The sequence below is a fragment of the Winogradskyella wichelsiae genome (assembly GCF_013403925.1).
In the GTDB taxonomy this organism is placed as follows: Bacteria; Bacteroidota; Bacteroidia; order Flavobacteriales; family Flavobacteriaceae; genus Winogradskyella; species Winogradskyella wichelsiae.
Map to the genome: position 1 here is coordinate 67,545 of NZ_JABFDJ010000008.1, position 26,405 is coordinate 93,949.

Annotated in this window: 23 protein-coding genes; 7 read left to right on the top strand and 16 right to left on the bottom strand. The window is 32.0% G+C overall.

The genetic code is table 11. The annotated features are described in order from the left end of the window. Positions 1 to 47: 47 nt before the first annotated feature. Entirely contained in the window at positions 48 to 677 is a 630-nt protein-coding gene (locus HM985_RS15290; protein ID WP_179377088.1) for an NAD(P)H-dependent oxidoreductase, read from the bottom strand. A gap of 256 nt (positions 678 to 933) precedes the next feature. Further along, a complete protein-coding gene (gene rpsA / locus HM985_RS15295) occupies positions 934 to 2,769 on the bottom strand; it encodes a 30S ribosomal protein S1 (protein ID WP_179377089.1) in 1,836 nt (611 codons plus the stop codon). A 306-nt stretch (positions 2,770 to 3,075) separates the two neighbouring features. Here rpsA and HM985_RS15300 point away from each other — a divergent pair, with 306 nt between their 5' ends. Next, on the top strand, positions 3,076 to 3,453 hold the full coding sequence (locus HM985_RS15300; RefSeq protein WP_179377090.1) for a LysM peptidoglycan-binding domain-containing protein: 378 nt from the start codon (positions 3,076 to 3,078) through the stop codon (positions 3,451 to 3,453). 68 nt (positions 3,454 to 3,521) lie between these two features. On the opposite strand, the gene cmk is transcribed toward HM985_RS15300, so the two are convergent. The 4 genes from cmk to lon form a co-directional block, all read right to left on the bottom strand. Continuing rightward, positions 3,522 to 4,211, bottom strand: coding sequence for a (d)CMP kinase (gene cmk / locus HM985_RS15305; protein ID WP_179377091.1), 690 nt, complete (start codon positions 4,209 to 4,211; stop codon positions 3,522 to 3,524). 4 nt (positions 4,212 to 4,215) lie between these two features. Continuing rightward, positions 4,216 to 5,235: a type IX secretion system protein PorQ gene (gene porQ, locus HM985_RS15310; protein WP_179377092.1), complete on the bottom strand. Its 1,020-nt coding sequence runs from the start codon at positions 5,233 to 5,235 to the stop codon at positions 4,216 to 4,218. A gap of 71 nt (positions 5,236 to 5,306) precedes the next feature. Next, positions 5,307 to 6,083, bottom strand: coding sequence for a LysM peptidoglycan-binding domain-containing protein (locus tag HM985_RS15315; protein ID WP_179377093.1), 777 nt, complete (start codon positions 6,081 to 6,083; stop codon positions 5,307 to 5,309). Further along, positions 6,067 to 8,520 carry an endopeptidase La gene (gene lon / locus HM985_RS15320; RefSeq protein WP_179377094.1) on the bottom strand — a complete coding sequence of 818 codons (2,454 nt, stop codon included), beginning with the start codon at positions 8,518 to 8,520 and terminating at the stop codon, positions 6,067 to 6,069. Before lon ends, HM985_RS15315 begins: the two co-directional genes overlap by 17 nt. Before the next feature lie 231 nt (positions 8,521 to 8,751). Here lon and HM985_RS15325 point away from each other — a divergent pair, with 231 nt between their 5' ends. Genes HM985_RS15325 through HM985_RS15340 form a run of 4 tightly spaced genes read left to right on the top strand, consistent with a single transcriptional unit; the run spans position 8,752 to position 11,711 of the window. Beyond that, positions 8,752 to 9,306 carry an RNA polymerase sigma factor gene (locus tag HM985_RS15325; RefSeq protein WP_179377095.1) on the top strand — a complete coding sequence of 185 codons (555 nt, stop codon included), beginning with the start codon at positions 8,752 to 8,754 and terminating at the stop codon, positions 9,304 to 9,306. After that, complete coding sequence (locus HM985_RS15330; protein WP_179377096.1) at positions 9,303 to 9,866, top strand: hypothetical protein; 564 nt, start codon at positions 9,303 to 9,305, stop codon at positions 9,864 to 9,866. The genes HM985_RS15325 and HM985_RS15330 overlap by 4 nt, the downstream gene beginning before the upstream one ends. Beyond that, positions 9,844 to 10,941 carry a hypothetical protein gene (locus HM985_RS15335; protein ID WP_179377097.1) on the top strand — a complete coding sequence of 366 codons (1,098 nt, stop codon included), beginning with the start codon at positions 9,844 to 9,846 and terminating at the stop codon, positions 10,939 to 10,941. Before HM985_RS15330 ends, HM985_RS15335 begins: the two co-directional genes overlap by 23 nt. A gap of 41 nt (positions 10,942 to 10,982) precedes the next feature. Then, positions 10,983 to 11,711: a head GIN domain-containing protein gene (locus tag HM985_RS15340; protein WP_179377098.1), complete on the top strand. Its 729-nt coding sequence runs from the start codon at positions 10,983 to 10,985 to the stop codon at positions 11,709 to 11,711. 90 nt (positions 11,712 to 11,801) lie between these two features. Here the strand turns inward: HM985_RS15340 and HM985_RS15345 are convergent, their stop codons facing one another. From HM985_RS15345 to HM985_RS15370, 6 genes are all read right to left on the bottom strand, one after another. Then, positions 11,802 to 13,184: an MFS transporter gene (locus HM985_RS15345; RefSeq protein ID WP_179377099.1), complete on the bottom strand. Its 1,383-nt coding sequence runs from the start codon at positions 13,182 to 13,184 to the stop codon at positions 11,802 to 11,804. A 149-nt stretch (positions 13,185 to 13,333) separates the two neighbouring features. After that, on the bottom strand, positions 13,334 to 14,161 hold the full coding sequence (locus HM985_RS15350; protein ID WP_179377100.1) for a M48 family metallopeptidase: 828 nt from the start codon (positions 14,159 to 14,161) through the stop codon (positions 13,334 to 13,336). Between the two features lie 71 nt (positions 14,162 to 14,232). Next, positions 14,233 to 16,650 carry a glycoside hydrolase family 31 protein gene (locus HM985_RS15355; RefSeq protein ID WP_179377101.1) on the bottom strand — a complete coding sequence of 806 codons (2,418 nt, stop codon included), beginning with the start codon at positions 16,648 to 16,650 and terminating at the stop codon, positions 14,233 to 14,235. Positions 16,651 to 16,911: 261 nt separating this feature from the next. Beyond that, the gene (gene glgB, locus HM985_RS15360) at positions 16,912 to 18,822 is read right to left on the bottom strand and encodes a 1,4-alpha-glucan branching protein GlgB (protein ID WP_179377102.1); all 1,911 of its coding nucleotides are present in this window, start codon (positions 18,820 to 18,822) and stop codon (positions 16,912 to 16,914) included. A gap of 3 nt (positions 18,823 to 18,825) precedes the next feature. Further along, entirely contained in the window at positions 18,826 to 20,091 is a 1,266-nt protein-coding gene (locus tag HM985_RS15365) for a glucose-1-phosphate adenylyltransferase (RefSeq protein ID WP_179377103.1), read from the bottom strand. Continuing rightward, on the bottom strand, positions 20,084 to 21,499 hold the full coding sequence (locus HM985_RS15370) for a glycogen synthase (protein ID WP_179377104.1): 1,416 nt from the start codon (positions 21,497 to 21,499) through the stop codon (positions 20,084 to 20,086). Before HM985_RS15370 ends, HM985_RS15365 begins: the two co-directional genes overlap by 8 nt. Positions 21,500 to 21,641: 142 nt before the next feature. Between HM985_RS15370 and msrB the strand changes: the two genes are divergently transcribed. Together msrB and lpdA are read left to right on the top strand one after the other, a co-directional pair. Next, positions 21,642 to 22,133 (top strand): peptide-methionine (R)-S-oxide reductase MsrB, encoded by a 492-nt coding sequence (gene msrB, locus HM985_RS15375; RefSeq protein WP_179377105.1) that lies wholly within the window; start codon positions 21,642 to 21,644, stop codon positions 22,131 to 22,133. A gap of 179 nt (positions 22,134 to 22,312) precedes the next feature. Beyond that, positions 22,313 to 23,689: a dihydrolipoyl dehydrogenase gene (gene lpdA / locus HM985_RS15380; protein WP_179377106.1), complete on the top strand. Its 1,377-nt coding sequence runs from the start codon at positions 22,313 to 22,315 to the stop codon at positions 23,687 to 23,689. Positions 23,690 to 23,783: 94 nt separating this feature from the next. Here lpdA and HM985_RS15385 read toward each other — a convergent pair whose 3' ends face one another. From HM985_RS15385 to aroQ, 4 genes are all read right to left on the bottom strand, one after another. Continuing rightward, complete coding sequence (locus tag HM985_RS15385; RefSeq protein ID WP_179377107.1) at positions 23,784 to 24,212, bottom strand: hypothetical protein; 429 nt, start codon at positions 24,210 to 24,212, stop codon at positions 23,784 to 23,786. A 369-nt stretch (positions 24,213 to 24,581) separates the two neighbouring features. Beyond that, complete coding sequence (locus HM985_RS15390) at positions 24,582 to 25,220, bottom strand: porin family protein (RefSeq protein WP_179377108.1); 639 nt, start codon at positions 25,218 to 25,220, stop codon at positions 24,582 to 24,584. Positions 25,221 to 25,401: 181 nt separating this feature from the next. Beyond that, positions 25,402 to 25,884 carry an outer membrane beta-barrel protein gene (locus HM985_RS15395; RefSeq protein ID WP_179377109.1) on the bottom strand — a complete coding sequence of 161 codons (483 nt, stop codon included), beginning with the start codon at positions 25,882 to 25,884 and terminating at the stop codon, positions 25,402 to 25,404. 34 nt (positions 25,885 to 25,918) lie between these two features. After that, on the bottom strand, positions 25,919 to 26,341 hold the full coding sequence (gene aroQ / locus HM985_RS15400; RefSeq protein ID WP_179377110.1) for a type II 3-dehydroquinate dehydratase: 423 nt from the start codon (positions 26,339 to 26,341) through the stop codon (positions 25,919 to 25,921). Between the last annotated feature and the right edge of the window lie 64 nt (positions 26,342 to 26,405).

The window sequence follows — 26,405 nt, forward strand, 5'->3', positions numbered from 1 at the left end:
CTAGAAACAAAGATACCAATTTAGAGAAATGAAGTCATCAAAAACGTTTATAATTCTATAACGGTTTTTAAAATAGGTTGTCTTACTTTCTTGAGGTTTGAAAACATATCATCTTCTGCTCTAAAGCCAACAGGAAGAAGTAAAACAGAACTAAGTCCATGTTTCTCTAATTCTAATTTTTTATCTAATTCAGTGGGGATAAATCCTTCCATAGGACAACTATCTATACCTTCTACCGCACAGACTGTCATTAAATTTCCTAAAGCTATATAAGCTTGTTTAGTAGCCCATGCTAACTTTTTATCGGCAGGCATACTCTCTATTGTTAATTTTAGTTCATTTTTAAAAGGTGTAAGAATAGCATCTGGTGTTTCTCTAATCTCTTTAATGGTTTTAAAATGATCTTCAACATTATCCCCATCGATTCCATTTTGAATACAAAGCACTAATAAATGAGATGCATCTACAACTTGCCGTTGACCATAAGCTACTTTAACTAATTCCTCTCTAATCACTTTATTTTCTACAACTACAAGTTTTAATATTTGTAATCCATAAGACAATGCTGTAAGGTTAAAAGCTTCTTTTAAGGTGTTTAATTGTGATTTTGAAAGCGTTCTTGACGCATCAAATTTCTTCGTAGCATAGCGCCATTTTAATTTTTCTATGATGGACATTTATGTTTTTTTTTTAAAAGTAAACAATTATTATTTTTTGAATTAAAATTATATAATTTACCTAAATTAAATGATTGAATTATGTACGGACCTTTATAATAACTTCACTAAAAGTAAAATAATCCATATGACGTAAATATTTATTAAGATATAATTTACAAAGCTTAAATAACAAACACCTAACGAATATAATATGGATAAAAAAAAAGCCTCTCAAAAAATTGAGAGGCTTTAAATTATTTAAAATTTAAGGAAATTATTTCTTCCCGTCCATTTTATCTTTAAGTGCTTGTAAAGCATCGTTTGCGTCACCTAAAGTAGGTTTAGCTTCTGCCGCTTGAGCTTCCTGTTTTTTAACAGCTTGCTTAACGATTTTAGCTTCTTCTTCTCTAAATACAGCAGTATGAGATGCTACTACACGTTTGAATTCTTTATTAAATTCAATGATCTTAAATTCGATCTCTTCACCTTTAACAACTTTAGAACCATCTTCTTTTTCTAAATGACGTGCTGGTACAAATGCAACGATATCTTCGTTAAAATCAATTGTTGCTCCTTTGTCTACCATTTCAGTGATAGCTGCTTTATGTACAGTACCTAAAGCGAACTCAGTTTCGTACTTGTCCCAAGGGTTGTCTGTAGTTTGTTTATGACCTAAAGATAATTTACGTCCTTCTACGTCTAACTCTAATACAACTACTTCTAAAGTATCACCTACGTTACAGAACTCAGATGGATGCTTAATTTTCTTAGTCCAAGATAAATCAGAGATATAAATTAATCCGTCAATTCCTTCTTCTAATTCAACAAAAACACCAAAGTTTGTAAAGTTACGTACAATACCTGTATGCTTAGAATCTACTGGGTATTTAGTAGTGATGTCAGTCCATGGATCTGGTGTTAATTGCTTAATACCAAGAGACATTTTTCTGTCTTCTCTATCTAAAGTTAAGATAACAGCATCGATTTCATCTCCTACAGATACGAAATCTTGAGCTGAACGTAAATGTGTTGACCAAGACATTTCACTTACGTGAACTAATCCTTCTACACCTTCTTCTACTTCAACAAAAGCACCGTAATCAGCGATTACAACAACTTTACCTTTTACTTTATCTCCAACTTTTACAGTTTCACCTAAAGCTTCCCAAGGATGCTTAGATAATTGTTTAAGACCTAATTGGATTCTTGATTTGTTTTCATCAAAATCAAGGATTACAACATTTAATTTTTGATCTAACTCAACAATCTCATTTGGATGGTTGATACGAGACCAAGATAAATCTGTAATATGAACTAAACCATCTACACCACCTAAATCGATAAACACACCATAAGAAGTAATATTTTTTACAATACCTTCTAATACTTGTCCTTTTTCTAGTTGACCAATGATTTCTTTCTTTTGTTCTTCAATATCAGCTTCGATTAACGCTTTATGAGAAACAACTATATTCTTGAATTCGTGGTTGATTTTCACAACTTTAAATTCCATAGTTTTGTTTACATACTGATCGTAATCTCTAATAGGCTTCACATCAATTTGAGAACCTGGCAAGAATGCTTCTATACCAAATACGTCAACGATCATACCACCTTTAGTTCTACATTTTACAAAACCGTTTACGATTTCGCCAGTATCATGTGCGTTATTTACACGTTCCCATGCTTTAATAACACGCGCTTTTCTGTGCGATAATACTAATTGACCAGTTGCATCTTCACGAACATCAATTAATACTTCTACTTTATCACCTACAGCTAAGTTAGGATTGTAACGGAATTCGTTAAGTGAAATTACACCTTCAGACTTTGCGTTAATATCAATAATAGCATCACGGTCTGTGATCGTAATTACAGTACCTTCTACTACTTCGTCATCTAAAGTGTCAACGAAATTTTCTGATACTAATTTTTCAAATTCTTCTAATTTAGTATCCGCTACTTGCTCAATTCCTTCTTCGTAATTGTGCCAATCGAATTCCTTTAAGAATTTTTCTGGGTTTGCTTGAGCTTCAGATACTACTGGAGCTTCAACTTGAGTTGCTGCAGTTGCTTCAACTTCAGCTTGGTTTGTTTCTTTTTCAGACATGTGTGCTGAATAAAAATTTGTATTCTGTATTTTTTGAAAGATTTGCGAAAAATCTACAGAAGTTATTATTAGATTTGTTTTCTATCCCTTTTCTTACTTTCTCTAATTCGCTAAAAAGGAGTGCAAAAGTACTATATATTATTCTGAAAACCAAACACTAATTTATGTGACTTTAGTTTTATTGTTGTGTCTTATAATTACAGATATCAATTTGATGCTTAGAGTCCTAAATTTTAACACATAATTTGGTATCTTTACAATAACAACGATTTATAAATTAAATATTAACAACTAAAACATATTATTATGGTAAAATCTAAATATCAAGATGTTCTTGACCTAGGAGAAAAATTAAACATTAAAGAAGGTAAAGTTGAAGAAGCAGACGGAAAACTAAAAGTTTGGGGTACAGCTGCAACACCTTACGAAAAAAACTTAATGTGGGACAAAATTAAAGAAATCGGTGGTGATAATCCAACAGATATTGTAGCAGACATTAATGTCGAAGACGAATCTGTTTTTGCAAAACATACTGTAACGTCTGGCGAAACTTTAGGAAAAATCTCTAAGCAGTATTATGGTGAGCCTGGTAAATATCAAAAAATATTTCAAGCGAATACTGACATCTTAAAGAATCCAGATGTAATTCAGCCTGGTCAAGAATTAATTATTCCTAACTTATAATAAGGAATAAGCATTAAAAAAGAAAGCGACTTATCTTATTACATTTAGTAATTGGTCAGTCGTTTTTTTCATTTCAGAATTATTTGATTAGCCATTTCAAGAATAGAAGCTAATTGCTCTTTAATCGTTAATTCTGAATTATCGATTTCTAAAGCATCCTCTGCTTTTACTAATGGAGAATCTTCTCTTGTTGAGTCTATGTGATCTCTTGTTGTAACATTTTCAAGCACCGCTTCATAAGTTAAATCATCACCACGCTCTAATAATTCTTTGTAGCGACGCTTAGCTCTTGTTTCTGCAGAAGCTGTCATAAATATTTTTAATTCTGCTTCAGGAAAAACAACGGTTCCAATATCTCGACCATCCATTACAATGCCTTTATCTTTTCCCATGAGCTGCTGCTGCTCTACCAACTTGCTTCTCACTTCAGATAATGTTGCCACAGGACTAACATATTGAGAAACCTTAAGTGTTCTAATATCTGATTCTATATTTTTATCGTTTAAATATACTTCTGCAAAACCTAAAGCTTCATTAAACTTAAAAGTAATTTTAATACGCTCTAAACTAGCTATTAAATCTTCTTTATTAAAGAAACCTTCACCTATACAATTATTTTCTAAAGCAAAATAAGTTACAGCTCTATACATTGCACCTGTATCTACATAAATATAGTTCAGTTTTTTTGCTAATTGTTTTGCAACCGTACTTTTTCCTGTAGATGAAAATCCATCTATGGCGATAACTATTTTATTCATAATGTTATTGTAAATCTATTTGAAGCCCAAAGAAACTTGTATTTGAGGCTCCTGAATATCTAGCATGCGTATAACTAAATCGCATTTTATTTAATTTAATTCCAATACCAACTGAAAGTCCAGAAAAGTTTCTCTGATCTACAATTCGTAATTCTTCTGCCCGTCTAAAATTATACCCTAACCGAACATTAAATCCTCCCTCAGGAAATAGTTCTGCTCCTAAAATTAAATGACGCAGTCCTTCATTTAAAAAGCTCACTTTTTCTTGAGTTTGGTTACCGTCTAAATCTGTGGTTGCTCTTGCTGGGTTTGATACGGCTATTGGCCATTTTTGTAAATTCTCTAAAGTAAGATGCCAACGTATAGGAACGTTTTCTAAAGTTTGCGACATTCCAAAGTTAACCTCAAACGGTAACGGTTCTTTTTGACTTGCGTAAGTGGTAAATTGTGTACCGAAGTTTCTAACTGTTAAGGCGGCATGAAAATCTAATCTTTCATTAATATACATTGCACCAAAATCTAAGGCGCCACCGATAGAATTATATTGCTCTAAAGCAGAAGTAATAATCTTAACGTTAGTACCTATATAAAAATCCGTAAAAGGTATATTATAATTATAGCCCGCTGAAATTGCTGTTTCATTACCGCTAAAAGTTCCTGTTGAATTCCCGTCTACATCATATCCGTCAAACGATCCGTAATTAACGTAGGTAACACCTATATGAAGCGTCTGCAAATGTCTATCCCACGTATATGCATACGCTGCTGTTCCGTAACTAATATCTCCTAAGTAACTAGAATAATTTACAGCAAGTTGATTATTCATTTTGTAGTTAATAGATGCAGGGTTGTAAAGTGCTTCCGTTACATCGTGATCAAAGTTGGTAATAATTTTACCACCTAATGCAGCCTGTCTTGGAGAGGATACTAAATTTAAAAATTGATATGTCGCTTCTCCACCCAATTGAGCAAAAGCCGGTAATGCCAATAGCATTAGTAATAAGGTAGAAACTCGTTTAACCATAGATTTGCAAAATAACTAAATCTATCTTAAAACGAGGATATGATTTTTTTATTTTTTAAAAGCTTAATTTTCTAATTTAATTTTAATTTTTGGCCAATTATAATAACATCATTTGTTAGTCTGTTTAATAATTTAATGCTTTTAATAGTTGTTCCATTACGTAGAGCAATTCGATATAAATTATCACCCTCTTTTACTGTATAAACGGTTTTATTACTACCCTGGTTTTTATTATCGTTACTTTTAACTTTAAGTTTTTGCCCTACTTGTATTAAATTAGATTGCAAATTATTTAAGCTTTTTAGTTCTGGTATACTTAAATGAAACTGTCTGGATATACCATATAACGTATTTCCAGATTTCACAACATGTAAATTTGAATCTGTTTTGTTTTCTTTTACTGATTCTGCTTTTTGTTTTGTTGCTATTAAAGGATAGCCTTCAGAATCTAAATTTTTTACCCAAAGCTTTTGTCCTACATCAATTAACGTTGTCTTTAGATTATTTGCATGCATTAATTGATTTAGAGAAACTTCGTATTTTTCAGATAAATCTAACAAAGTTTCTCCTTCTTTTACAGTGTGATATTCTATGGCATCTGCATCTATAACATCATATGATTCTAAATTATTAGTAGGAACATATGGCGTATGTACAGAATCTATTTGAGCTCCTAAAGCTATATTTTCAAATTTAACTAAAATAATTTCACCGGTATTAACATCTAGTAATGCTGGTTTACCATCTAATATTACATCTTGAAAACTTGATTCATCCTGCCCAGTAGCTTGCATAGAGACCAATAAACCAATTAATGATATAATAATTAGTCTAAAGCTTTTTTGCATTTTCTACCTTCTGTTTTGTTAATGCAAGTTTTAGAACATCACTCATATCTTTTACATAGTGAAATGTTAAGCCTTTTAAATATTCTTGCTTAATTTCCTCTATATCCCTTCGGTTATCTTCACAAAGTAAAATCTCTTTAATACGCGCACGCTTAGCTGCTAAGATTTTTTCTTTAATTCCACCTACTGGTAATACTTTACCTCTCAATGTAATTTCACCTGTCATTGCTAAACTCTTTTTCACTTTACGCTGCGTAAATAAAGAAACTAAAGATGTTAACATCGTTACCCCTGCACTAGGACCGTCTTTTGGTGTTGCTCCTTCTGGCACGTGAATATGAACATTGTATTTACTAAAAACTTCTGGGTTTATTCCAAATTCTTCTGCATTTGCTTTAATGTATTCCATAGCAATTGTTGCAGACTCTTTCATTACTTTACCTAAATTACCTGTAATAGATAAGGTTCCCTTGCCTTTAGATAAAATTGATTCTATAAACAAAATATCACCACCAACGCTTGTCCAGGCTAAGCCTGTAACAACACCTGCAACATCATTGTTTTCGTACTTATCACGCTCCATTCTAGGACTTCCTAATATCTCTATAACATCTTCATTAGAAATTTTAATGTTATACTCCTCTTCCATTGCAATATTTTTAGCCGCATAACGCACCATTTTTGCAATTTGTTTTTCTAAGCCTCTTACACCAGATTCGCGCGTATAACCTTCTACTATTTTTTCGAGTTGTGGTTTTGCTATCTTTAGAGCAGAACTATCTAAACCATGTTCTGTTAATTGCTTTGGTAATAAATGTCTTTTTGCTATTTCAACTTTTTCTTCAATAGTATAACCTGTGACATTAATGATCTCCATACGATCTCTTAATGCAGGCTGAATAGTATTCATGCTATTAGAGGTGGCAATGAACATTACTTTAGATAAATCATAACCCATTTCTAGGAAATTATCGTAAAATTCACTGTTTTGCTCAGGATCTAAAACTTCTAGCATAGCAGAAGATGGATCTCCTTGACTTCCTGTAGAAAGTTTATCTATTTCATCTAATACAAATACAGGATTCGAAGTTTTTGCTTTTTTCAAACTCTGAATAATTCGTCCTGGCATTGCACCAATATAGGTTTTTCTATGACCACGGATTTCAGCTTCATCGCGCAAACCACCTAATGAAATTCTAACATATTCTCTACCTAAAGCTTCAGCTACAGATTTACCTAAAGATGTTTTACCAACACCTGGAGGTCCGTAAAGACAGATAATTGGTGACTTCATATCATTACGAAGTTTCAATACAGCTAAATACTCTATGATTCTTTTCTTAACATCTTCAAGTCCGAAATGATCACGATTCAATATTTTTTCTGCACGTTTTAAGTCGAATTTATCCTTGCTAAACTCATTCCAAGGTAAATCTAAAAACAAGTCTAAATAATTACGTTGAATAGAATACTCAGCCACCTGAGGATTCATACGTTGCATTTTTGCTAATTCTTTTTCAAAGTGCTCCTTTACTTTATCATCCCACTTCTTTTTCTTAGCACGCCTTTTCATATCCTCGATTTCTTCACCTGAAGAAACACCACCACCCAATTCTTCCTGAATGGTTTTCATTTGTTGGTGCAAGAAATACTCACGTTGCTGTTGGTTCATATCACTCTGAACCTTAGATTGAATATCGTTTTTAAGTTCTAATTTCTGAAACTCAAGATTCATGAATTTCAATGTTTGAAGTGCGCGATCCTTTAGATCATTAATCTTTAATAACTCTTGTTTCTCCTCTACATTAAGGTTCATGTTAGAAGACACAAAATTCACCAAGAAAGAATCACTTTCAATATTTTTAATAGCAAAACTAGCTTCTGAAGGAATGTTTGGACTTTCTTTTATGATATCTAAAGACAAATCTTTAATAGAGTCTATTATGGCTCTAAATTCTTCATTCTCTTTTGCTGGTTTTGCTTCTGGTATATCTGAAATTGTTGCCGTTAAATATGGTTTTTCGGAAACGACTTCATTGATTTCAAAACGTTTTTTACCTTGAATTACAACGGTTGTATTTCCATCGGGCATTTTTAAAACCTTTAATATCCGTGCAACAGTACCCGTTTTATAAATATCTTTTGCTGTTGGGTTTTCTACTGATTCATCGATTTGAGAAACTACTCCAATAACTTTTCCACCCTTGTTAGCATCATTAATTAATTTAATAGATGCATCTCTACCTGCGGTAATCGGAATAACGACACCTGGAAATAAAACGGTATTTCTTAATGGTAATATTGGTAAAGATTCTGGTAAAGACTCATTGTTTATTAACTCTTCGTCTTCAGGCGTCATTAATGGAATTAATTCTGAATTCTCATCAAAATCCTGAAATGACAGATTGTCTAAGTTTAAAAAATTTGATTTCCCCATAAATATATTTAGGTCATTCTGTCATTATTACAAACAGAACAACATGATTTTAAAATGCATTAATAATTAACTTCACACTGAATACCAAAACATTAGAAGATATTCAAAGTTATTCACACTTGTATATTTTCAATTGTTATGCCATTACCTTTATAATATTAAAAACTTTTTTTCAAAATAACTGTAACATACTAAAAAAGTAACACTCTATAAGTTAAAGCAATTGTTTTTTTGACATCAACCAATCAAAATATCGAACAGTTATTACAGCTTTGTCAATCTGGAAACCAACGTGCACAATTGGAAATATACAACAGATATAATAAAGACATGTATAACACAGCCATTAGAATTGTAAAAGATTCTTTTATAGCTGAGGACATTATGCAGGAGTCTTTTTTAACGGCTTTTACAAAATTGAACACGCTACAAGACACCAATTTATTTGGCGCATGGTTAAAACGTATTGTTGTGAACAACAGCATTGGGTACTATAACAAAGCGGTAAAACAAAACGAAGTGTATTTAGATAGTGTCATCTATAAAGTTGAAGTCGATAACGGCATTAATAAAAATGAACAGAACAACGATAAAGTAAAATTGATTTTAGACGCTATGAAAACCCTAAAACCTAATTACAATTTAAGCTTATCGCTACATTTAATTGAGGGTTACGATTATGAAGAAATCTGTGAAATCATGGATATTACTCCTGCCAATTGCAGAACGATGATATCTAGAGCAAAGGAGAGTTTGCGAAAAAAAATAATATTAAAAGCATCATGAAAGAAGATAACTTAGATCGTCTATTTGAAAACTTAAAAGATGAATTTGATGTACAAATACCTCAAAGTAATCATGAGCAACGATTTCTAAATAAGTTAAAAGCTGAAGATCTTGCTTCAATTAAAGTAAAGAAACAGTCTCGTTTTAATTGGAAACCTTTTTTAGCTATTGCCGCTTCTATCGTTATTTGTTTCGGGCTATTTACAACATTGCAACAACAGCCTGAAGATTTAGATTTAGCAAGCGTATCTCCAGAAATGTCCGAAACACAGGACTTTTTCACGATTACCATTGAAAATGAATTAAAGCGACTTAATAAAGAACGCTCACCATTGACAGAACAAATTATTAATGATGCTTTAAAACAAATTCAACTTTTAGAAACTGATTACCAAAAATTAAAAACAGATTTAACCGAAAGCGGAAAAAACCAGCGTGTTATTTATGCGATGATTTCCAACTTTCAAACTAGAATAGATATTTTAAATACTATTTTGGAACAAGTAGATACTTTAAAACAACTTAAAAAAAATACCAATGAAACTAAACACATTATATAAAATAGCCTTATTACTTTTTCTAATTCCGAGCTTTGCCCTAGCAAATTCAGATCAAGATTTTGTCAAATCTAGTAAAGAAAAACACATAAAAAAGTCTTTTAATGTTTCTTCTGATACCACTTTAAAAGTTAATAATAGCTTTGGAAACATTGATGTTATTACTTGGGAAGAAAACAGGATAGAATTCGATATTACCATAAAAGTATCTGGTAATGATGCTGAAAAAATTCAAGATAAAATAAATGGTATTAATATTGATTTTTCTTCAAGTAAAGATCTTGTTTCAGCTATAACCACTATTAATAAAACAAAAAGTAATTGGTGGAATTGGGGTAGAAACAACAGTATACAAATAGAAATTAATTATGTTATTAAAATCCCCATATCTAATCATGTAGATTTAAATAACGACTACGGATCTATTAATTTAGATCGCCTAAATGGTGTTGCTAAAATTAGTTGTGACTATGGTAAAATAACAACTAAAGAATTGATGGCAGACAATAATGACATTAGATTTGATTATAGCAGTAACTGTTATTTTGAATATATAAAAAGTGGGGAAATCACAGCCGATTATAGTGGTTTCACAGTCTCTAAAACTAAATATTTAAATATAAATGCCGATTACACAGAATCAATTATAGAAGCTGCAGAGCACGTAAACTATAACTGTGATTATGGTTCTTTAAAAGTAGACAATGTTAATAACCTTGAAGGCAATGGAGACTACTTAACTTTAAGATTAGGCAATGTCTTTAAAAATGTAAAAATCAAAGCTGATTATGGCTCTATAAAGATAGATAGAATGGCTTCAAAAGCTAAAAATATTAATATTCAATCTGACTTTACAGGAATTACCATTGGTCATGATTCTGAATATAACTTCAACTTTAATATAGATTTAGAATTTGCTTCCTTAAGAGAATCTGAAGGTTTTAATTTTACTAAGAAAGAAAATGATAACATCGAAAAACAATACGAAGGTTATTACGGAGTACAAAACTCAGGAAATACAGTTAGCATTAACTCTGAATACGGAAGTGTAACTTTTCAAAATATTAAATTACAATAATCATCTCATCAAATAAAAATCAATCAAAAAAACGGACAACTATGAAACTATTAAAATTAACTACACTATTTATCTTCTTTTTAAATACTATACCCGTTTCTGCACAATGGGGAGGTGGTGAAAAAGTTAAAGGAAATGGTAAGATTAACACAACGAACATCGATACAAAGTCTTATGACAACATAAATGTTTCAGGCTCTATGGACTTTATGCTTGTTACTGGCAAAGAAGGACATATTTCAATTAAAGCAGATTCTAACCTCACTGAATATATTATTGTTGAAGTAAAAAATGAAAATCTAATAATTAAGGTTAAAGATGGTTATAATTTGAAGCCTAGCGAGACGATATTGATCACAATATCTTATAAAGACCTTGATTCTGTTTCCCTTTCAGGATCGGGAGACGTTGAAAACTCTGGTACTATAAAAACAAATAAATTTAAAGTCAACTTAGCTGGCTCTGGGGATATTAATTTAAATGTCGAATCGCAATCTACAGAGAGCAATATTGCTGGCTCAGGTGATATAAAACTTAAAGGATTCACTGAGAATTTAAAGACTATTGTTACAGGATCTGGTGATTTTGATGGAAAAGAATTTAGAAGCACTAACGTTGAAGCTATAATTACAGGCTCTGCAGACATAAAAGCACACTGTAATGGTGGTGAATTAAAAGTTAGAATTGCAGGATCTGGTGATGTTAAATATTTTGGAACACCAGAAAATATCGACTCTAAAATTACAGGTTCAGGCAGTGTTAGTAATTAGTGCTCATCAACAATATAAAAAAAAAGGATAAGTTAAAAAAAACTTATCCTTTTTTTGTTTTAAGCAAATAATTATAAAACTATTTTTCTACTATATTTTTGCTTTGGGTACTCTAAATAAAAGCGCTATTCCTGCAACAAAAAAGACCACCAAAAATAATATAGCATTTCTCATGCTTCCTGTTACTTGATCTATAGTTGCAAAAATAACCATACCTATTACAATGCCGATCTTCTCAGCGACATCATAAAAGCTAAAATACGAAGTAGTATCTTCTGTTTCGGGTAAAAATTTAGAATAGGTTGATCTCGCCAAAGATTGTACTCCACCCATTACTAAACCAACAAAACCTGCTGCTATATAAAACTGAAAAGGCGTTTCCATGAAATAGGCATAAAAGCAAAGTAACATCCAAAAGAAATTAATAACAATAAGTGTTTTAATATTTCCAAATTTTGTAGACGCACGCGATGTTAAAAAAGCACCCAAAATAGCAACAACTTGTATTATTAAAATACTAGATATAAGTCCGAATGTTTTTGCATCAGCATCACCCCAAGCAATCTCTTCTTCTCCAAAATACACAGCAACTAACATAATGGTTTGAACAGCCATACTAAATACAAAAAAGGCGACTAAGTAACGTTTTAAACGTAAATTTTGATTTAACTGAAGCCAAACTTGTTTTAATTCTTTCAATCCATTAAAAACAACATCTTTTGTTACTTTACCCCCTTTTGAAACTCCTTTAGGTAGTATGTAAAATGTATATTGACTAAAAATAATCCACCATAAACCCACAGTAATAAAAGAAATACGCATTGCTGCAAATGATGCACTATTTTTTGCTGTTTGTAGAGCATCTGTGATTTCTGTTTCTGTACCTGTTTCTAATAGGGTTTTAGAAATACTTATATCAAACCCAAACCAGTTAGGATACATAACCATTGCTAGGTTTAGTACCAACAGCAAAACGCTACCTAAATACCCCATACTAAAACCTTTAGCACTTATACGATCTTGTTGCTCTGGAAAAGCGATATCTGGCAAATACGAATTATAAAAAACTAAGCTTCCCCAATAACCTATTAAGCCCATAAAATAAAATAATAAGCTCGTATGAATACTTTCGAGACTAAACCAATATAAACCTATACAACCAAGTCCGCCAACATAGCAGAAGAATTTCATAAAAGTCTTCTTATTTCCAACATAATCGGCAATACCTGAAAGAATAGGAGAAAGTATCGCTACAATTAAAAAAGTAAATGCTGTGACATAAGTGATCAGTGCGGTACTTTTAAAAACCATTCCGAAAGCAGAAACATTCTTTTCTACTTGAGAAACAAATAATGCAGAGTAAAATATTGGAAAAATTGAAGAGGCAATCGTTAAGGTATAAACTGAATTTGCCCAATCGTAAAAAGCCCAAGCATTAAGAAGTTTTTTACTTCCTTTTTGAAGTTGATTCATAAATCTTATATCATTAATTAATTGTTTACTTGATAAACTGAAATCTTAAATTCAGTTGAGATGTTATATCATTTTATCAAGAAAATCAAAAAATAAAAAAAGCTGCTCAAATTGAGCAGCTTCGAAAGTAATCAAATATTATTAAATTCTTAATTTATAGCTCTAAATGATGTAACACCATATTTAGCTGCTTCTTCTTTAGCTTGTGGTGCTAAAGCTTTTAAATTTTCAATTCTAGAATCGTTACTTGGGTGTGTACTAAGAAACTCAGGCGTAGATGAAGCTCCACTATTAGCTTTCATACGTACCCACAATTCTGATGCTTCTTCAGGGTTATAACCTGCAATTCCCATTAAATATAAACCAATCTTATCTGCTTCAGTCTCATGAGCTCTACTAAAAGGCAACATTCCTGCAACATTTGAAACGACTCCAAATGATTGATTAAATATACCCAAAGCTTGATCATCGCTTGATAATGCTACATTACCAACTGCCGATAGCCCTTGTTGTATATAAGCGGCACTCATACGTTGTTGTCCGTGATTTGCTAAGGCATGTGCTACCTCGTGCCCCATTATAGCTGCAACGCCTGTTTCATTGGCCGCAATAGGAAGAATCCCTGTGTAGAATGCTATTTTTCCTCCTGGCATACACCAAGCGTTTACTTGCTCTGATTCTATCAACTTATATTCCCATTGGTAATCTTCTAAGTAACCCTCAAAACCATTTGCTGTTAAATAACGCTCTGCAGCAACTGCTATTCGCTGTCCTACTCTAGTAATCATCTCTGCGTCTGATGTCCCCGTAAGCACTTTATTTTCTGTCAAAACTTGGTTGTATTGTGCAAAAGCAGATGGAAATAATTCATCATTACCAACAAAAGCCATTGTTTTCTTTCCTGTAAAAGGATTTGTAGCACATGAAACTGCCACAACGACTATTACAAAACTCAATACTATTTTATTTAACTTCATACTTAATTCTTTTATAAACATTATTAATATCTAAGCAACATATTTAGGACACAAAACTAGGCAATAAGTCACTAAGATTTTACCTTTAAGCCTTTAATATGTAACTGAGAAAAATTCTTATCGACAATAATATATTCATTATTATCAGTTTTTTGACTCTTGAAATCCATCTTTTCGTTATCTAAATATACTTCAAAAATATCAAAAGGCAATCCATGTAATTGAATTTTAAACGTTTCATAAGGTGTAATAAATTTACCTTCTTTATACTGATTAATAATCAATTCTTTTGATTTACCTGTTAGACTAAAATTTCTTAAACTATAACGTCCTTTAGTATAATCGAAACCATCATTGGCATCACTAAAAAGCTCACTTTCTTCTTTGCCTTTTTTATAATAAACATCTAAGGTAATTTCTGTAATTTCTTTCTCACCAACGTATTGTTGAATAGGATATTTAGGAATTATAGCTCCTGCTTTAATATAAATAGGCATACTATCTATATCTGCATCAACCCACATTTCTTTACCTCCTTTTACAACATTGTCTGTCCAGAAATCATACCATTGCCCTTTTGGAATATACATTCTACGCCCTTTAGCATTCGGTTCTAAAATAGGACAAGCTAAAATTTGTTCTCCAAAAATAAATTCGTCAGTTCTATAATGTGTTTGTACATCTTCTTGATCGTATAAAACTAAAGACTTTAATAAGGGTGTTCCGTGATCTACATAATTCCAAAATGCAGTATATAAATAAGGCAATAATTGGTATCTAATTTCAATAAACTTTCTTACAATATCAGTTACATCTTCATCAAAAGCCCAAGGTTCTTGATCGCCATGATCACCAGAAGAATGCACTCTAAAAAAGGGATGAAAAACACCTAATTGAATCCACCTTGTAAATAATTCACCTTGTGGCTGTTCTGCAAATCCTCCAATATCACTACCAGCAAATGAGAAACCAGACATTGCCATACGTTGTGCTTGGATGTTTGCAATCCATAAATGCTCCCAAGTAGCTACGTTATCACCTGTCCATGTTGACGTATAACGTTGTGTACCAGAATAGGCAGAACGTGTAATAACAAATGGACGTTTTGGAAATGAGTATTTTTTTAAACCTTGATACGTTGCTCTAGCCATCTGCATCCCATAAATATTATGAGCTTTTCTATGGCTACATGGATTTCCGTCGTAATCGTGACGAACATCATCAGGGAATGTTTTATTAGGAACTTCCATTACGGCTGGCTCATTCATATCATTCCAAACCCCTTTAACTCCTATATCTTCAATTAATTCTTGAAACAGTCCTGACCACCAATCTCTAACTTCAGGATTTGTGAAATCAGGAAAATAACATTCTCCTGGCCACACTTTTCCTTTCATATAATCGCCGTCTGCACGTTTACAGAAATAATCTTTTTCTAAAGCTTCATTAAAAACAGAATACTCTTTGTCTATTTTAATTCCTGGATCAATAATAGCAACGGTTTTAAATCCATCATCTAACAATTCTTTAACCATTCGTTTTGGATCCGGAAAATATTCTTTGTTCCAAGTAAAACATCTAAAACCTTCCATATAATCGATATCTAAATAAATAGCATCACAAGGAATTTTAAGTTTTCTAAAGGTTGACGTAATTTCTTTTACTTTACTTTCTGGATAATAACTCCATTTACACTGGTGAAATCCTAATGCCCAAAGTGGTGGTAAATGATGTGGTTTTCCGGTTAGATCGGTATAACTTTCTACGACGTCATTCATTTTAGGTCCGTAGAAGAAGTAATAATTCATCTCCCCCCCTTGTGCCCAAAAGCTTGTTACATTTCTACGTTCGTGCGCAAAATCGAAAGAAGATTCAAAAGTATTATCAAAAAAGATTCCGTAAGCTTTTCCTTGATGTAAGCCTGTGTAAAAAGGAATGGCTTTATAAATAGGGTCTGTATCTTTACCAAAAGCATAAGAATCTGAAACCCAATTGCTATAACGCTTTCCTTTTAAATTAAGATGATTTGGCTTATCTCCTAGCCCGTAATAACTTTCTCCATCATTAGAGACTTTACTCATTTTTACAACATTCCCTCCATGCTCGTAACTTTCTTCCCAATGGAATCCACTTTCATCTTGACTTATTAAAACACCATCTATAACATCGTAAATAGAAGTACGCATATCTTCTTTAGAAATCTCACACCTTAATTTTGATGTTGTAACGACATAACAAGTTTCTTTCTCTTCAATTTCTAATTTATTATAACCAATACTAGCGTATTTAGTTATGGCATATGAAAAGTCATTATTAAAATTACCCACGGTAGTGTACCTGAAACGCAGTAAACTATCTCTAACAACAGTTAATTCTAAAATAACATCATTGTCTGCAGTAAAATACAGCTTATCAACATCCTTTTTAAAATTTATGATTTTTGAGGGAAATAAATTCCCCTTATTTTCTAATTCAGTGTTTATAATCATAAGTCAATTTTTTAGGCAAAAATTACTAACAAAAAAACGGAAAAAAACCAACATTAAAAAGGGTTACTAAGTATATTGATCGTTAATATTAACGATAACGTTTTCGAAACCTGTAATAAATAGTTTTTAAGGAGTTACATTAGTACTTATTCAAAATCAAGGGATAACTAAAATAAAACATAGACACTTTTCTCTAAGTTTTTAACTTTATATTTTAAATGAAAACCTGATAGTGCAGAGACTAACAGGTTTATAATTTATTTATTTAGAATACTTAAAAACTACCATCCCTAAAGGTGGAATAATTATTTCAACGGATTGATCTCTATAATTCCAAGGAATAGATTTTGTTATTTTTAATTTATTTTTATACTGACCTGTACCAAAGTATTTTTTTTGATCGCTATTAAAAACCTCTTTCAGTTTACCTTTTCTTGGCACCCCTAATTTATAGTTTTCTTTTGGACTTGGTGTCATATTACAAGCGATGATTAAATCCTCCTCTTTATTATTTCCTTTTCTAATATATGTGAAAACAGAATTTTTAGAATCCCCATAATCAATCCACTCAAAGCCGTCTATTGAAAATTGCTTTTCATATAATGCAGGTTGTTTCTTGTATAATGTATTTAAATCTTTTATTAATTGTTGTACCCCTTGATGAGGACTAAATTCTAATAAGTGCCAATCGAGACTATTTTGAAAATCCCATTCGTTACTTTGCCCAAATTCTGCACCTTGAAATAATAAATTAGTTCCGGGGTGTGTAAACATATAACTGTATAAAAGTCTCAAGTTTCCAAAGCGTTGCCACTCGTCACCAGGCATTCTTCCTAAAATAGATTTTTTACCATAAACCACTTCATCATGACTTAAAGGCAACATAAAATTCTCTGTAAACGCATACGTCATAGAGAATGTTAAATCATTTTGATGGTATTCTCTATAAATCGGTTCTTTTGCAAAATACTGAAGCGTATCATGCATCCAACCCATCATCCATTTCATTCCAAAACCTAAACCTCCCATAAACGTTGGTTTAGATACCATAGGAAATGCGGTAGATTCTTCTGCTATAGTTTGTACATCTGGAAAAGAAGCATAGACAGCTTCATTCATTTCTCTTAAAAAGGACATGGCTTCTAAATTTTCGTTTCCACCATATATATTTGGTTCCCATTCGCCATCTTCTCTACTGTAATCTAAAAACAGCATAGAGGCAACAGCATCGACTCTTAAGCCATCGGCATGGTATTGATCTAACCAAAATAAAGCATTACTGATAAGAAAAGACTTTACCTCATTACGTCCGTAATTAAAGATTAAACTTTTCCAATCTTGGTGATAGCCTTTTCTTTTATCTGGATGTTCGTAAAGTGCAGAACCATCGAAGAATCCTAGACCATGAGCATCTTCTGGAAAATGAGAAGGTACCCAATCTAAAATAATTCCGATATCATTTTGATGTAATTTATCGACTAATAGTTTAAATTCTTCAGGATAACCAAATCGAGAAGTTGGTGCAAAATATCCTGTAACTTGATATCCCCAAGAAGGATCGTATGGAAATTCCATAATAGGCATTAATTCTACATGCGTAAAATTCATTTCCTTTACATAGTTAACCAATTCATCTGCCAATTCTACATAAGAAAGAAACCGATTTTCTTCAATTTGCTTTTTCCAAGAGCCTAAATGAACTTCATAAACAGAGTACGGTGCATCTAAAGCATTATGTTTAGCTCTCTTTTTTAACCAAGTTTTATCTTTCCATTTGTAATCATCTTCCCAAACAATAGAGCCTGTGCTAGGATTATGTTCGCAACGTCTTGCATAAGGATCTGCTTTTTCGGAAACAATACCATTATTATTGCTATGGATTTTGTATTTATAGATACTTCCTTTAATAACATTAGGAATAAAACCTTCCCAAATTCCACTAGAATCCCAACGGACATTTAAAAGGTATTCATCATCCTTCCAAAAGTTAAAATCTCCTACCACAGAAACTTGATTAGCGCTAGGTGCCCAAACTGCAAAATAAGTCCCTTCTACGCCATTAACTGTAGTTAAATGCGAACCGAATTTCTCATATAAACGATAATGTTTACCAGACTTAAAAAGGTTAATGTCAAAATCTGTAAAACGACTGTATGCGATTACTTTTTCCATAGATTAAAGTACAAATCCTTTAGGAATAACGGCACCTTTTTTAATAACTACAATACCTTCTTTAATAACATACTTGTCTGTTTCGATATCTTCTAGATGTGATCCTCCATTAATTCTAACATCATCACCAATACGCACATTTTTATCTATAATTGTATTTTTAATATAGCAACGCTCACCTATTCCTATTAAAATTTCAGTGTTATTTTTATTAATTCCTGCTAAAGATTCATAATCATCATTTCCCATCATATAGGTGTTAATGATGGTTGAATCTTTACCTATTCGCGAACGAATACCAATTACTGATTTTTCAATTTTGGCTGCACCTATAATGCAACCTTCTGCAATAACCGCTCTGTCTAAGCTTGTTCCTGATATTTTAGATGTAGGAAGTATGCGTGCATTAGTATATACACGTTGTTTAGCATCGAAAAGATTAAATTGAGGTATATCATCAGTTAATCCAATATTAGCCTCAAAAAACGAATCTATATTTCCTATATCCGTCCAATAACCTTCAAACGGATAACTTACCGTTTTATATTTTTCTATGGATTGCGGTATAATTTCTTTTCCAAAATCCACAGTACTTTCATCAGCCATCAACTCTATAAGTAGCTCTCTATTGAAGACGTAAATCCCCATAGAGCCTAAGTATTCACGACCTTGACTTCTCATTTCATCCCCAACATCAGATTTCCAATCGACTAATAGATCTGTAGACGGTTTTTCTATAAACGAAGTAATAAGATTGTCTTCATTTGATTTCAAAATCCCAAATGAAGTGGCGTCCTTCGCATTTACAGGGTAGGTTGCTACTGAAATATCTGCTTTACTTTCAATATGTTTGTCAATAATATCATTATAATCCATTTGATATAATTGATCACCTGATAGAATTAAAGCATACTCAAAATCATGTTGTAAAAAATGATCCATACTTTGTCTGACGGCATCGGCTGTACCCTGAAACCATTTGTCACTTTTAATTGTTTGTTCTGCCGCTAATACATCTACAAATGCAGAACTAAAAAAACTAAAGTGATATGTGTTCTTAATATGTCTATTTAGAGAGGCAGAATTAAACTGCGTTAAGACATACATACGTTTCATATCAGAATTAATACAATTAGAAATAGGAATATCTACCAACCTGTATTTACCTGCAATTGGCACTGCTGGTTTAGATCTTTTTTCAGTTAATGGATACAGCCGAGACCCCTGTCCTCCTCCTAGGATAATTGATAATACTCTGTCGTTAATCATAGTGTTGTTTTATTGAGTTGTATAAATTGATGTAGGCATTTGCTGAAACTTTCCATGAGTGATCAATACTCATTACAAATTTTCTATTAGCGTTGAATTGGGTTTTCTTTTTATATAATTTTAAAGCTCTATCAATAGCGCTGCTTATATCGGCAACAGTAACTTCGTCATGACAAATTCCAAAGCCGCCCTTAGCGATATCTATAACAGTATCTTTAAGTCCTCCAATACTTCTAACTACAGGCACAGTTCCATATCTTAAACAATACATTTGGTTAAGTCCGCACGGTTCTACACGAGACGGCATCAATAAAAAATCTGCACCAGCATAAATGAGGTGCGATAATTTTTCATCATAACCAATATATACATTATAGTTCCCCTCAAATTCTGATTTTAATGAACTAAGCTGTTCTTCAGTTTCTTTAAACCCAGAGCCCAATAGTAAAATATTTATCTCTTGTTCTTGAAGTGCATTTTTAAAAACTGCGGGTAATAATTCAGCCCCTTTTTCACCAACCAATCGTCCTATAAATGCCACTAATGGTTTCTGTTCATCTAAATTAAACGTTTCGCAAAGCCATTTTTTATTTGCTTTTTTTCCTGAGGCAATAGTTGTTTTATTGTAATTTTTAATAATAAAATCATCCGTTTCTGGATTCCAAACATCGGTATCTATTCCATTTAAAATACCAACTGACTTGGTGCTTTCTTGCGATAATAAATGCTCTAGTCCATTAGCATGATGCTTAAGTTCTTCCATGTAACTAGGTGATACAGTTGTTACACGCCATGCACACTTTATAGCCGCAGCCAAAGGATTTATGCATTTATCCCAATCTAATAAACCAATCTTTTCTATATTAAATTGTGGTATTTTATGTAAATGCTCATAAGACATCCAACCTTGATATTGGGCATTATGAATGGTGGTAATTACAGGAATCTGATTTAAAGACTGATACTTAAAAGACTCTTGAGCCATAAATGGAATTAACCCTGTGTGATGATCATGACAGTGAAGAATATCTGGTGGATTTTCTAAAGTTAAAATCCAATCTAAAGCAACAATTTGAAACGCTAAAAATCGATTAATATCATTTTCGGAATAAACATATTTTTCAAAAAGCAAGTTTTCAATATGTATAAAAAACACATCAAAATCTAGAACATCATCTGTTGTTTTTAATAAACTATAAGGATACACTGCGTTACCTAGCGTAAGTTCACCATTAAAAATAGTAGTAAAACTATTGTTAGCTGTAAACTTATTATCGTAAAACGGCATTATTACCGCACTGTCCTCACCTACTTCATTTTGATATTTTGGCAAAGCACCAACAACATCAGCCAAACCCCCAATTTTTGCTATAGGGTAACATTCTGCGCTTAAATGGAGTATCTTCATTATTTTAAACTATTTGTTTCTAAATTTAACACTTATTTTTTTAAATAAATCATGGTATCTATAAATAAATTAGAAGAATTAAGTAATTATAGAAAGGCTTTCTCGACTTACTAAAGAAAATGCATTTAATAAACTTAGAAAAATGAAAAAGATCTTAATAATTGCCTTAACGACTTTTATATTCAGTTGTAATAGTTCTGCGCAGAAAAATAAAACTGCAGAAAGCGAAAATATTACCTTTAACGTAACTAAAACTGATGCTGAATGGAAAACTCAGCTCACTGATAAGCAATATCATGTCTTAAGAGAAGCTGGCACTGAGCGTCCGTTTTCTAGCGCATTAAATAACAATCATAAAGAAGGTGTTTACCATTGTGCTGCATGTAACATTGCTTTATTTAAAAGTGAACATAAATTTGATTCTGGCACAGGTTGGCCAAGTTTTGATCGTGTTATTGAAGGCAATGTTGCTTTCGGAACAGATACTAAAATTGGTTATACTAGAGATGAAGAACATTGCGCTAATTGTGGAGGGCATTTAGGACATGTATTTAACGATGGGCCTAGAGCAACTACAGGAAAAAGACATTGTATAAATGGTGATGCTTTAACTTTTGTACCAGCTGAAAATTAAACACTATTTTTAAGAAACCACATGTTAAATATTTATGACCTGTGCTTCCTTAAATAAAAAAGGGTACAAATACCCATTTATCTAGATTTCGTACAATTTAAACGCTTCATATTTTGGGATTTTGTTTTCGGAATTTGTTACTTTTGTAAATACAAAAATTCAATTAAAATAACTTACCCATGAGTAAATACGATATTATAGTATTAGGAAGTGGTCCTGGTGGCTACGTAACTGCAATTAGAGCATCACAATTAGGATTTAAAACTGCTGTTGTAGAAAAGGAGAGTCTTGGTGGTGTGTGTTTAAATTGGGGTTGTATTCCTACAAAAGCCCTTTTGAAATCTGCTCAAGTATTTGAATACCTTAAACATGCTGAAGATTACGGATTAAAAGTTAAAGATGCTGAACACGATTTTGATGCTATAGTAAAACGTAGCCGTGGTGTTGCTGATGGAATGAGTAATGGTGTTAAGTTCTTAATGAAAAAGAACAAAATCGACGTTATTGAAGGTTTTGGTACACTTAAAACAGGTAAGAAGATTGATGTTGATGGAACAGAGTACTCTGCAGACCATATAATTATTGCTACTGGTGCGCGTTCTCGCGAGCTTCCTAGCTTGCCTCAAGATGGCAAAAAAGTAATTGGTTATAGACAAGCAATGACATTGCAAGAGCAACCTAAAAAGATGATTGTTGTAGGTTCTGGTGCTATTGGTGTAGAATTCGCATACTTTTATAACTCTATAGGAACTGAGGTTACTATAGTAGAATATTTAGATAAAATCGTTCCTGTTGAGGATGATGATGTTTCTAAACAATTAGAACGTAGCTTTAAAAAGGCAGGCATTAAAATAATGACTTCTGCTGAAGTTACTTCTGTTGATACATCGGGAGCTGGTGTTAAAGCCACTGTAAAGACTAAAAAAGGAGAAGAGACTTTAGAAGCTGATATTGTATTATCTGCTGTTGGAATAAAATCTAATATTGAAAATATTGGTTTAGAAAATGTTGGTATTGCTGTTGATAGAGATAAAATCTTAGTTAACGATTTTTACCAAACTAATATCCCTGGTTATTACGCTATTGGTGATGTAACACCTGGGCAAGCTTTAGCACACGTTGCTTCTGCGGAAGGGATTCTTTGTGTAGAAAAAATCGCTGGTCAACATGTTGAAGCTTTAGACTATGGAAACATTCCTGGCTGTACATATTGTTCACCAGAAATCGCTAGTGTTGGTTTAACTGAAGCACAAGCTAAGGAACAAGGTTTAGATGTTAAGATTGGTAAATTTCCATTCTCTGCATCAGGAAAAGCTAGTGCTGGCGGAAATAAAGAAGGTTTTGTAAAAGTAATTTTTGATGCTAAATATGGCGAATGGTTAGGATGCCATATGATTGGTGCTGGTGTTACCGATATGATTGCAGAAGCTGTTTTAGGTCGTAAGTTAGAGACTACAGGTCATGAGGTACTAAAGACAGTACATCCTCACCCAACAATGAGTGAAGCGGTTATGGAAGCTGTTGCAGCTGCTTATGATGAAGTAATTCATTTATAAGCTATAACAACCTTATTAAAAGGGACTGAGTTATTACTCGGATGGTTTAATATATTAAAAATGCGTTTCAAAAATTGAAGCGCATTTTTTTTTTTCAAAATTTAATTCCGGTTTTTAAGTAAAAGCTAGAAATATCTCCATAGTTATAATTGTAAACATTACCTCTGTTACTCGTTAGGAAATTAAACCCAGCATTAATGAAGGCATTGTTATTTATATCGTATTGTAAGCCCGTAGATATTGAAACACCTACATCAGCAGATAAACGCTGCTGTATTTTGTAAAAATCTAATTTCACCCCAGACAGAAGACTCAATTTATCGGTTATCTTCACCTTATATAACAATGGAACCTCTATTAAACTAGCTTCTGCATTTAAAAATTCAAACTGATTTGCAGTAAAAGAAATGTTCTTAGTTAAGAAAATTCCATTAACTGCTAAATCCCAATTTTGTGACGCTAAATCTTCTTGGAATGTAGCAAATTGTGAGGCTTGCTGTCCAAAAGATTCTGAACTAGACATTATATACACGCTCGAAAAAGTAATGATAAATATCAAATGTTTTACAGTAAATGTCATAGAGTCAATAGTTGTAGTTAATATCAAAAATAGAACATTTTCAAGTGTAACTAATTAACTCTTTAGTTATTAATTAGTTAAACAAACCTTTATACTTATGTCCATTTAAATTGAAACTGTAATACTTCTGCTGATATATTCATCTAAATAGTGAACTTTCGTTTAAACTAAAAACGTCTACCCCACTCCAAAACTTTTTATTCTACTATTCAGTAATGAATCATTAAAAGATACATTTGTCAAGCTATAAAACAAAAAAAAGTTCCAGAATTAACTGGAACTTTCTTTATACTATTATTTAGGATGTTTAGTTTAGAACATAAACCCTAAACCAAATTGCCATACATCATTTTTACCATCAACGTTTTCAAAAAGTGTATCATCTTTAAAAATATTTGTCAACCCCTTAGTATAACGTGCACTTAAAAAGAAACCACTATCAAACTTATACGATGTACCAAGTGCCAAACTTGTGTCAAAATCCTTAACATAAGAATCATCACTATCAATTTCAATATCTCCACCGTCAGAATTTGGTTCTGTATCGAATTCTTCATGAATTTTAAATCCAAATTGTGGACCTGCTTCAACACTTAATCCTTTTACTAAATAAACCTTTAGCAACAAAGGAACTTGAATATAGTCTAGTTGATACTCTACATTTTGATCGGTATCAAAAACATTATCCTGATCTCGTTCTAAAATATCAAAACCTTGCCCCGAGTAAAATACCTCTGGTTGAAAAGAGAATCTTTCAGAAATTGGAAGCTCGGCAACTAAACCTGCGTTAAAACTTGTTCTTGAATCTACATCATCAAAATCGTCACCACTGAGCTTAGAGAAATTGACTCCTCCTTTAGCTCCTAATTGAAATGCTTTTGAATCTGATTGTGCATTAATTGATGTTAATGCAAATAAAAATGCTCCGGTAAATACAATTAATTTTTTCATTATCTTGATTGTTTTATTTGAGTTAAAAGAACAAATTTATATACCGTAAAGCACCTAACAATAAGGCTTAACAGCAGTTTAACAAGATGATGATTTCTTCTAAAAAATAATCGGAAAAGTTTTATTTAGTCGGCAGCTCAATGCATTAAATCATTAACTCTTTTAAAGAAAAACCTAATTCTCATAACTTAAAACCTAACCCTAAAAATATTCCATTTGGTGCTATTTCTTCAAAACCAATTGTATATTTCATTTGCAAATCTAAACGTGAAGATAAATTATAAGTTAATCCTAAATCTACGCGAACTTTAAGTTTGGCATTAAAAAAGTCGAAGAAATAATTAATACTTGGACCCACAAGAATGTTAAAATCGTCATTAATATTATATTTAAAATATATTGGTGCATTCAAAAATTTAAAATCTCCTAAACTTATAAAGAGTAACTCGGGTTGTAAATTAAATTTATTCTTAATATTAAGATTTGTAAAGGCACCAAAATAGTAGCCCGTTTGAACTTTTTGGTTGGCCCCAAAATTACCTTGTTCTTCATTTAAAAATGTAAAATTAAAACCACCTTTAATTCCTAATTTAGTTTGTGCTTGTAGACTAAATGAACCCATTAAAATTATAAGTAAAATGACTATTTGAAGAACGTTTTTCATTTTAATCAATTTAAATATTAATAAGTACTACTTACTATTCGTTTAAAAAACTTTCAATAGCTAGTTCATAACTTTGCAAACCGAAACCTAAAATAACCCCCTTAGCGTTAGGCGAAATATACGACTGATGTCTAAAATCTTCTCTAGAAAACGTATTAGAAATATGTACTTCTACTACTGGAGTTGTAATCGCTTTTACGGCATCTCCAATTCCTACAGACGTATGGGTATAAGCCGCGGCATTTAAAACAATACCGTCGTAATTAAAACCTACTTCTTGGATTTTATCTATTAGCTCTCCTTCTATATTAGATTGAAAATACTCTAAGTCTACATTAGCATATTTATGTACCACAGAATCGTAAAACTCTGTAAAAGTCATATTACCGTAAATATTAGTTTCACGCTTTCCTAATAAGTTAAGGTTGGGGCCGTTTATGATAATTAATTTTTTCATAAAGTAAAGATATTAAAATAAGCGCATAAAAAAACCGAAGCAATTGCTTCGGTTTTTATTTGTT

Excerpts from the sequence above, each read along its gene's own strand:
- HM985_RS15290 (WP_179377088.1), bottom strand. The coding sequence starts at position 677 with ATGTCCATCATAGAAAAATTAAAATGGCGCTATGCTACGAAGAAATTT.
- rpsA (WP_179377089.1), bottom strand. The coding sequence starts at position 2,769 with ATGTCTGAAAAAGAAACAAACCAAGCTGAAGTTGAAGCAACTGCAGCA.
- HM985_RS15300 (WP_179377090.1), top strand. The coding sequence starts at position 3,076 with ATGGTAAAATCTAAATATCAAGATGTTCTTGACCTAGGAGAAAAATTA.
- cmk (WP_179377091.1), bottom strand. The coding sequence starts at position 4,211 with ATGAATAAAATAGTTATCGCCATAGATGGATTTTCATCTACAGGAAAA.
- porQ (WP_179377092.1), bottom strand. The coding sequence starts at position 5,235 with ATGGTTAAACGAGTTTCTACCTTATTACTAATGCTATTGGCATTACCG.
- HM985_RS15315 (WP_179377093.1), bottom strand. The coding sequence starts at position 6,083 with ATGCAAAAAAGCTTTAGACTAATTATTATATCATTAATTGGTTTATTG.
- lon (WP_179377094.1), bottom strand. The coding sequence starts at position 8,520 with ATGGGGAAATCAAATTTTTTAAACTTAGACAATCTGTCATTTCAGGAT.
- HM985_RS15330 (WP_179377096.1), top strand. The coding sequence starts at position 9,303 with ATGAAAGAAGATAACTTAGATCGTCTATTTGAAAACTTAAAAGATGAA.
- HM985_RS15335 (WP_179377097.1), top strand. The coding sequence starts at position 9,844 with ATGAAACTAAACACATTATATAAAATAGCCTTATTACTTTTTCTAATT.
- HM985_RS15340 (WP_179377098.1), top strand. The coding sequence starts at position 10,983 with ATGAAACTATTAAAATTAACTACACTATTTATCTTCTTTTTAAATACT.
- HM985_RS15345 (WP_179377099.1), bottom strand. The coding sequence starts at position 13,184 with ATGAATCAACTTCAAAAAGGAAGTAAAAAACTTCTTAATGCTTGGGCT.
- HM985_RS15350 (WP_179377100.1), bottom strand. The coding sequence starts at position 14,161 with ATGAAGTTAAATAAAATAGTATTGAGTTTTGTAATAGTCGTTGTGGCA.
- HM985_RS15355 (WP_179377101.1), bottom strand. The coding sequence starts at position 16,650 with ATGATTATAAACACTGAATTAGAAAATAAGGGGAATTTATTTCCCTCA.
- glgB (WP_179377102.1), bottom strand. The coding sequence starts at position 18,822 with ATGGAAAAAGTAATCGCATACAGTCGTTTTACAGATTTTGACATTAAC.
- HM985_RS15365 (WP_179377103.1), bottom strand. The coding sequence starts at position 20,091 with ATGATTAACGACAGAGTATTATCAATTATCCTAGGAGGAGGACAGGGG.
- HM985_RS15370 (WP_179377104.1), bottom strand. The coding sequence starts at position 21,499 with ATGAAGATACTCCATTTAAGCGCAGAATGTTACCCTATAGCAAAAATT.
- msrB (WP_179377105.1), top strand. The coding sequence starts at position 21,642 with ATGAAAAAGATCTTAATAATTGCCTTAACGACTTTTATATTCAGTTGT.
- lpdA (WP_179377106.1), top strand. The coding sequence starts at position 22,313 with ATGAGTAAATACGATATTATAGTATTAGGAAGTGGTCCTGGTGGCTAC.
- HM985_RS15385 (WP_179377107.1), bottom strand. The coding sequence starts at position 24,212 with ATGTCTAGTTCAGAATCTTTTGGACAGCAAGCCTCACAATTTGCTACA.
- HM985_RS15390 (WP_179377108.1), bottom strand. The coding sequence starts at position 25,220 with ATGAAAAAATTAATTGTATTTACCGGAGCATTTTTATTTGCATTAACA.
- HM985_RS15395 (WP_179377109.1), bottom strand. The coding sequence starts at position 25,884 with ATGAAAAACGTTCTTCAAATAGTCATTTTACTTATAATTTTAATGGGT.
- aroQ (WP_179377110.1), bottom strand. The coding sequence starts at position 26,341 with ATGAAAAAATTAATTATCATAAACGGCCCCAACCTTAACTTATTAGGA.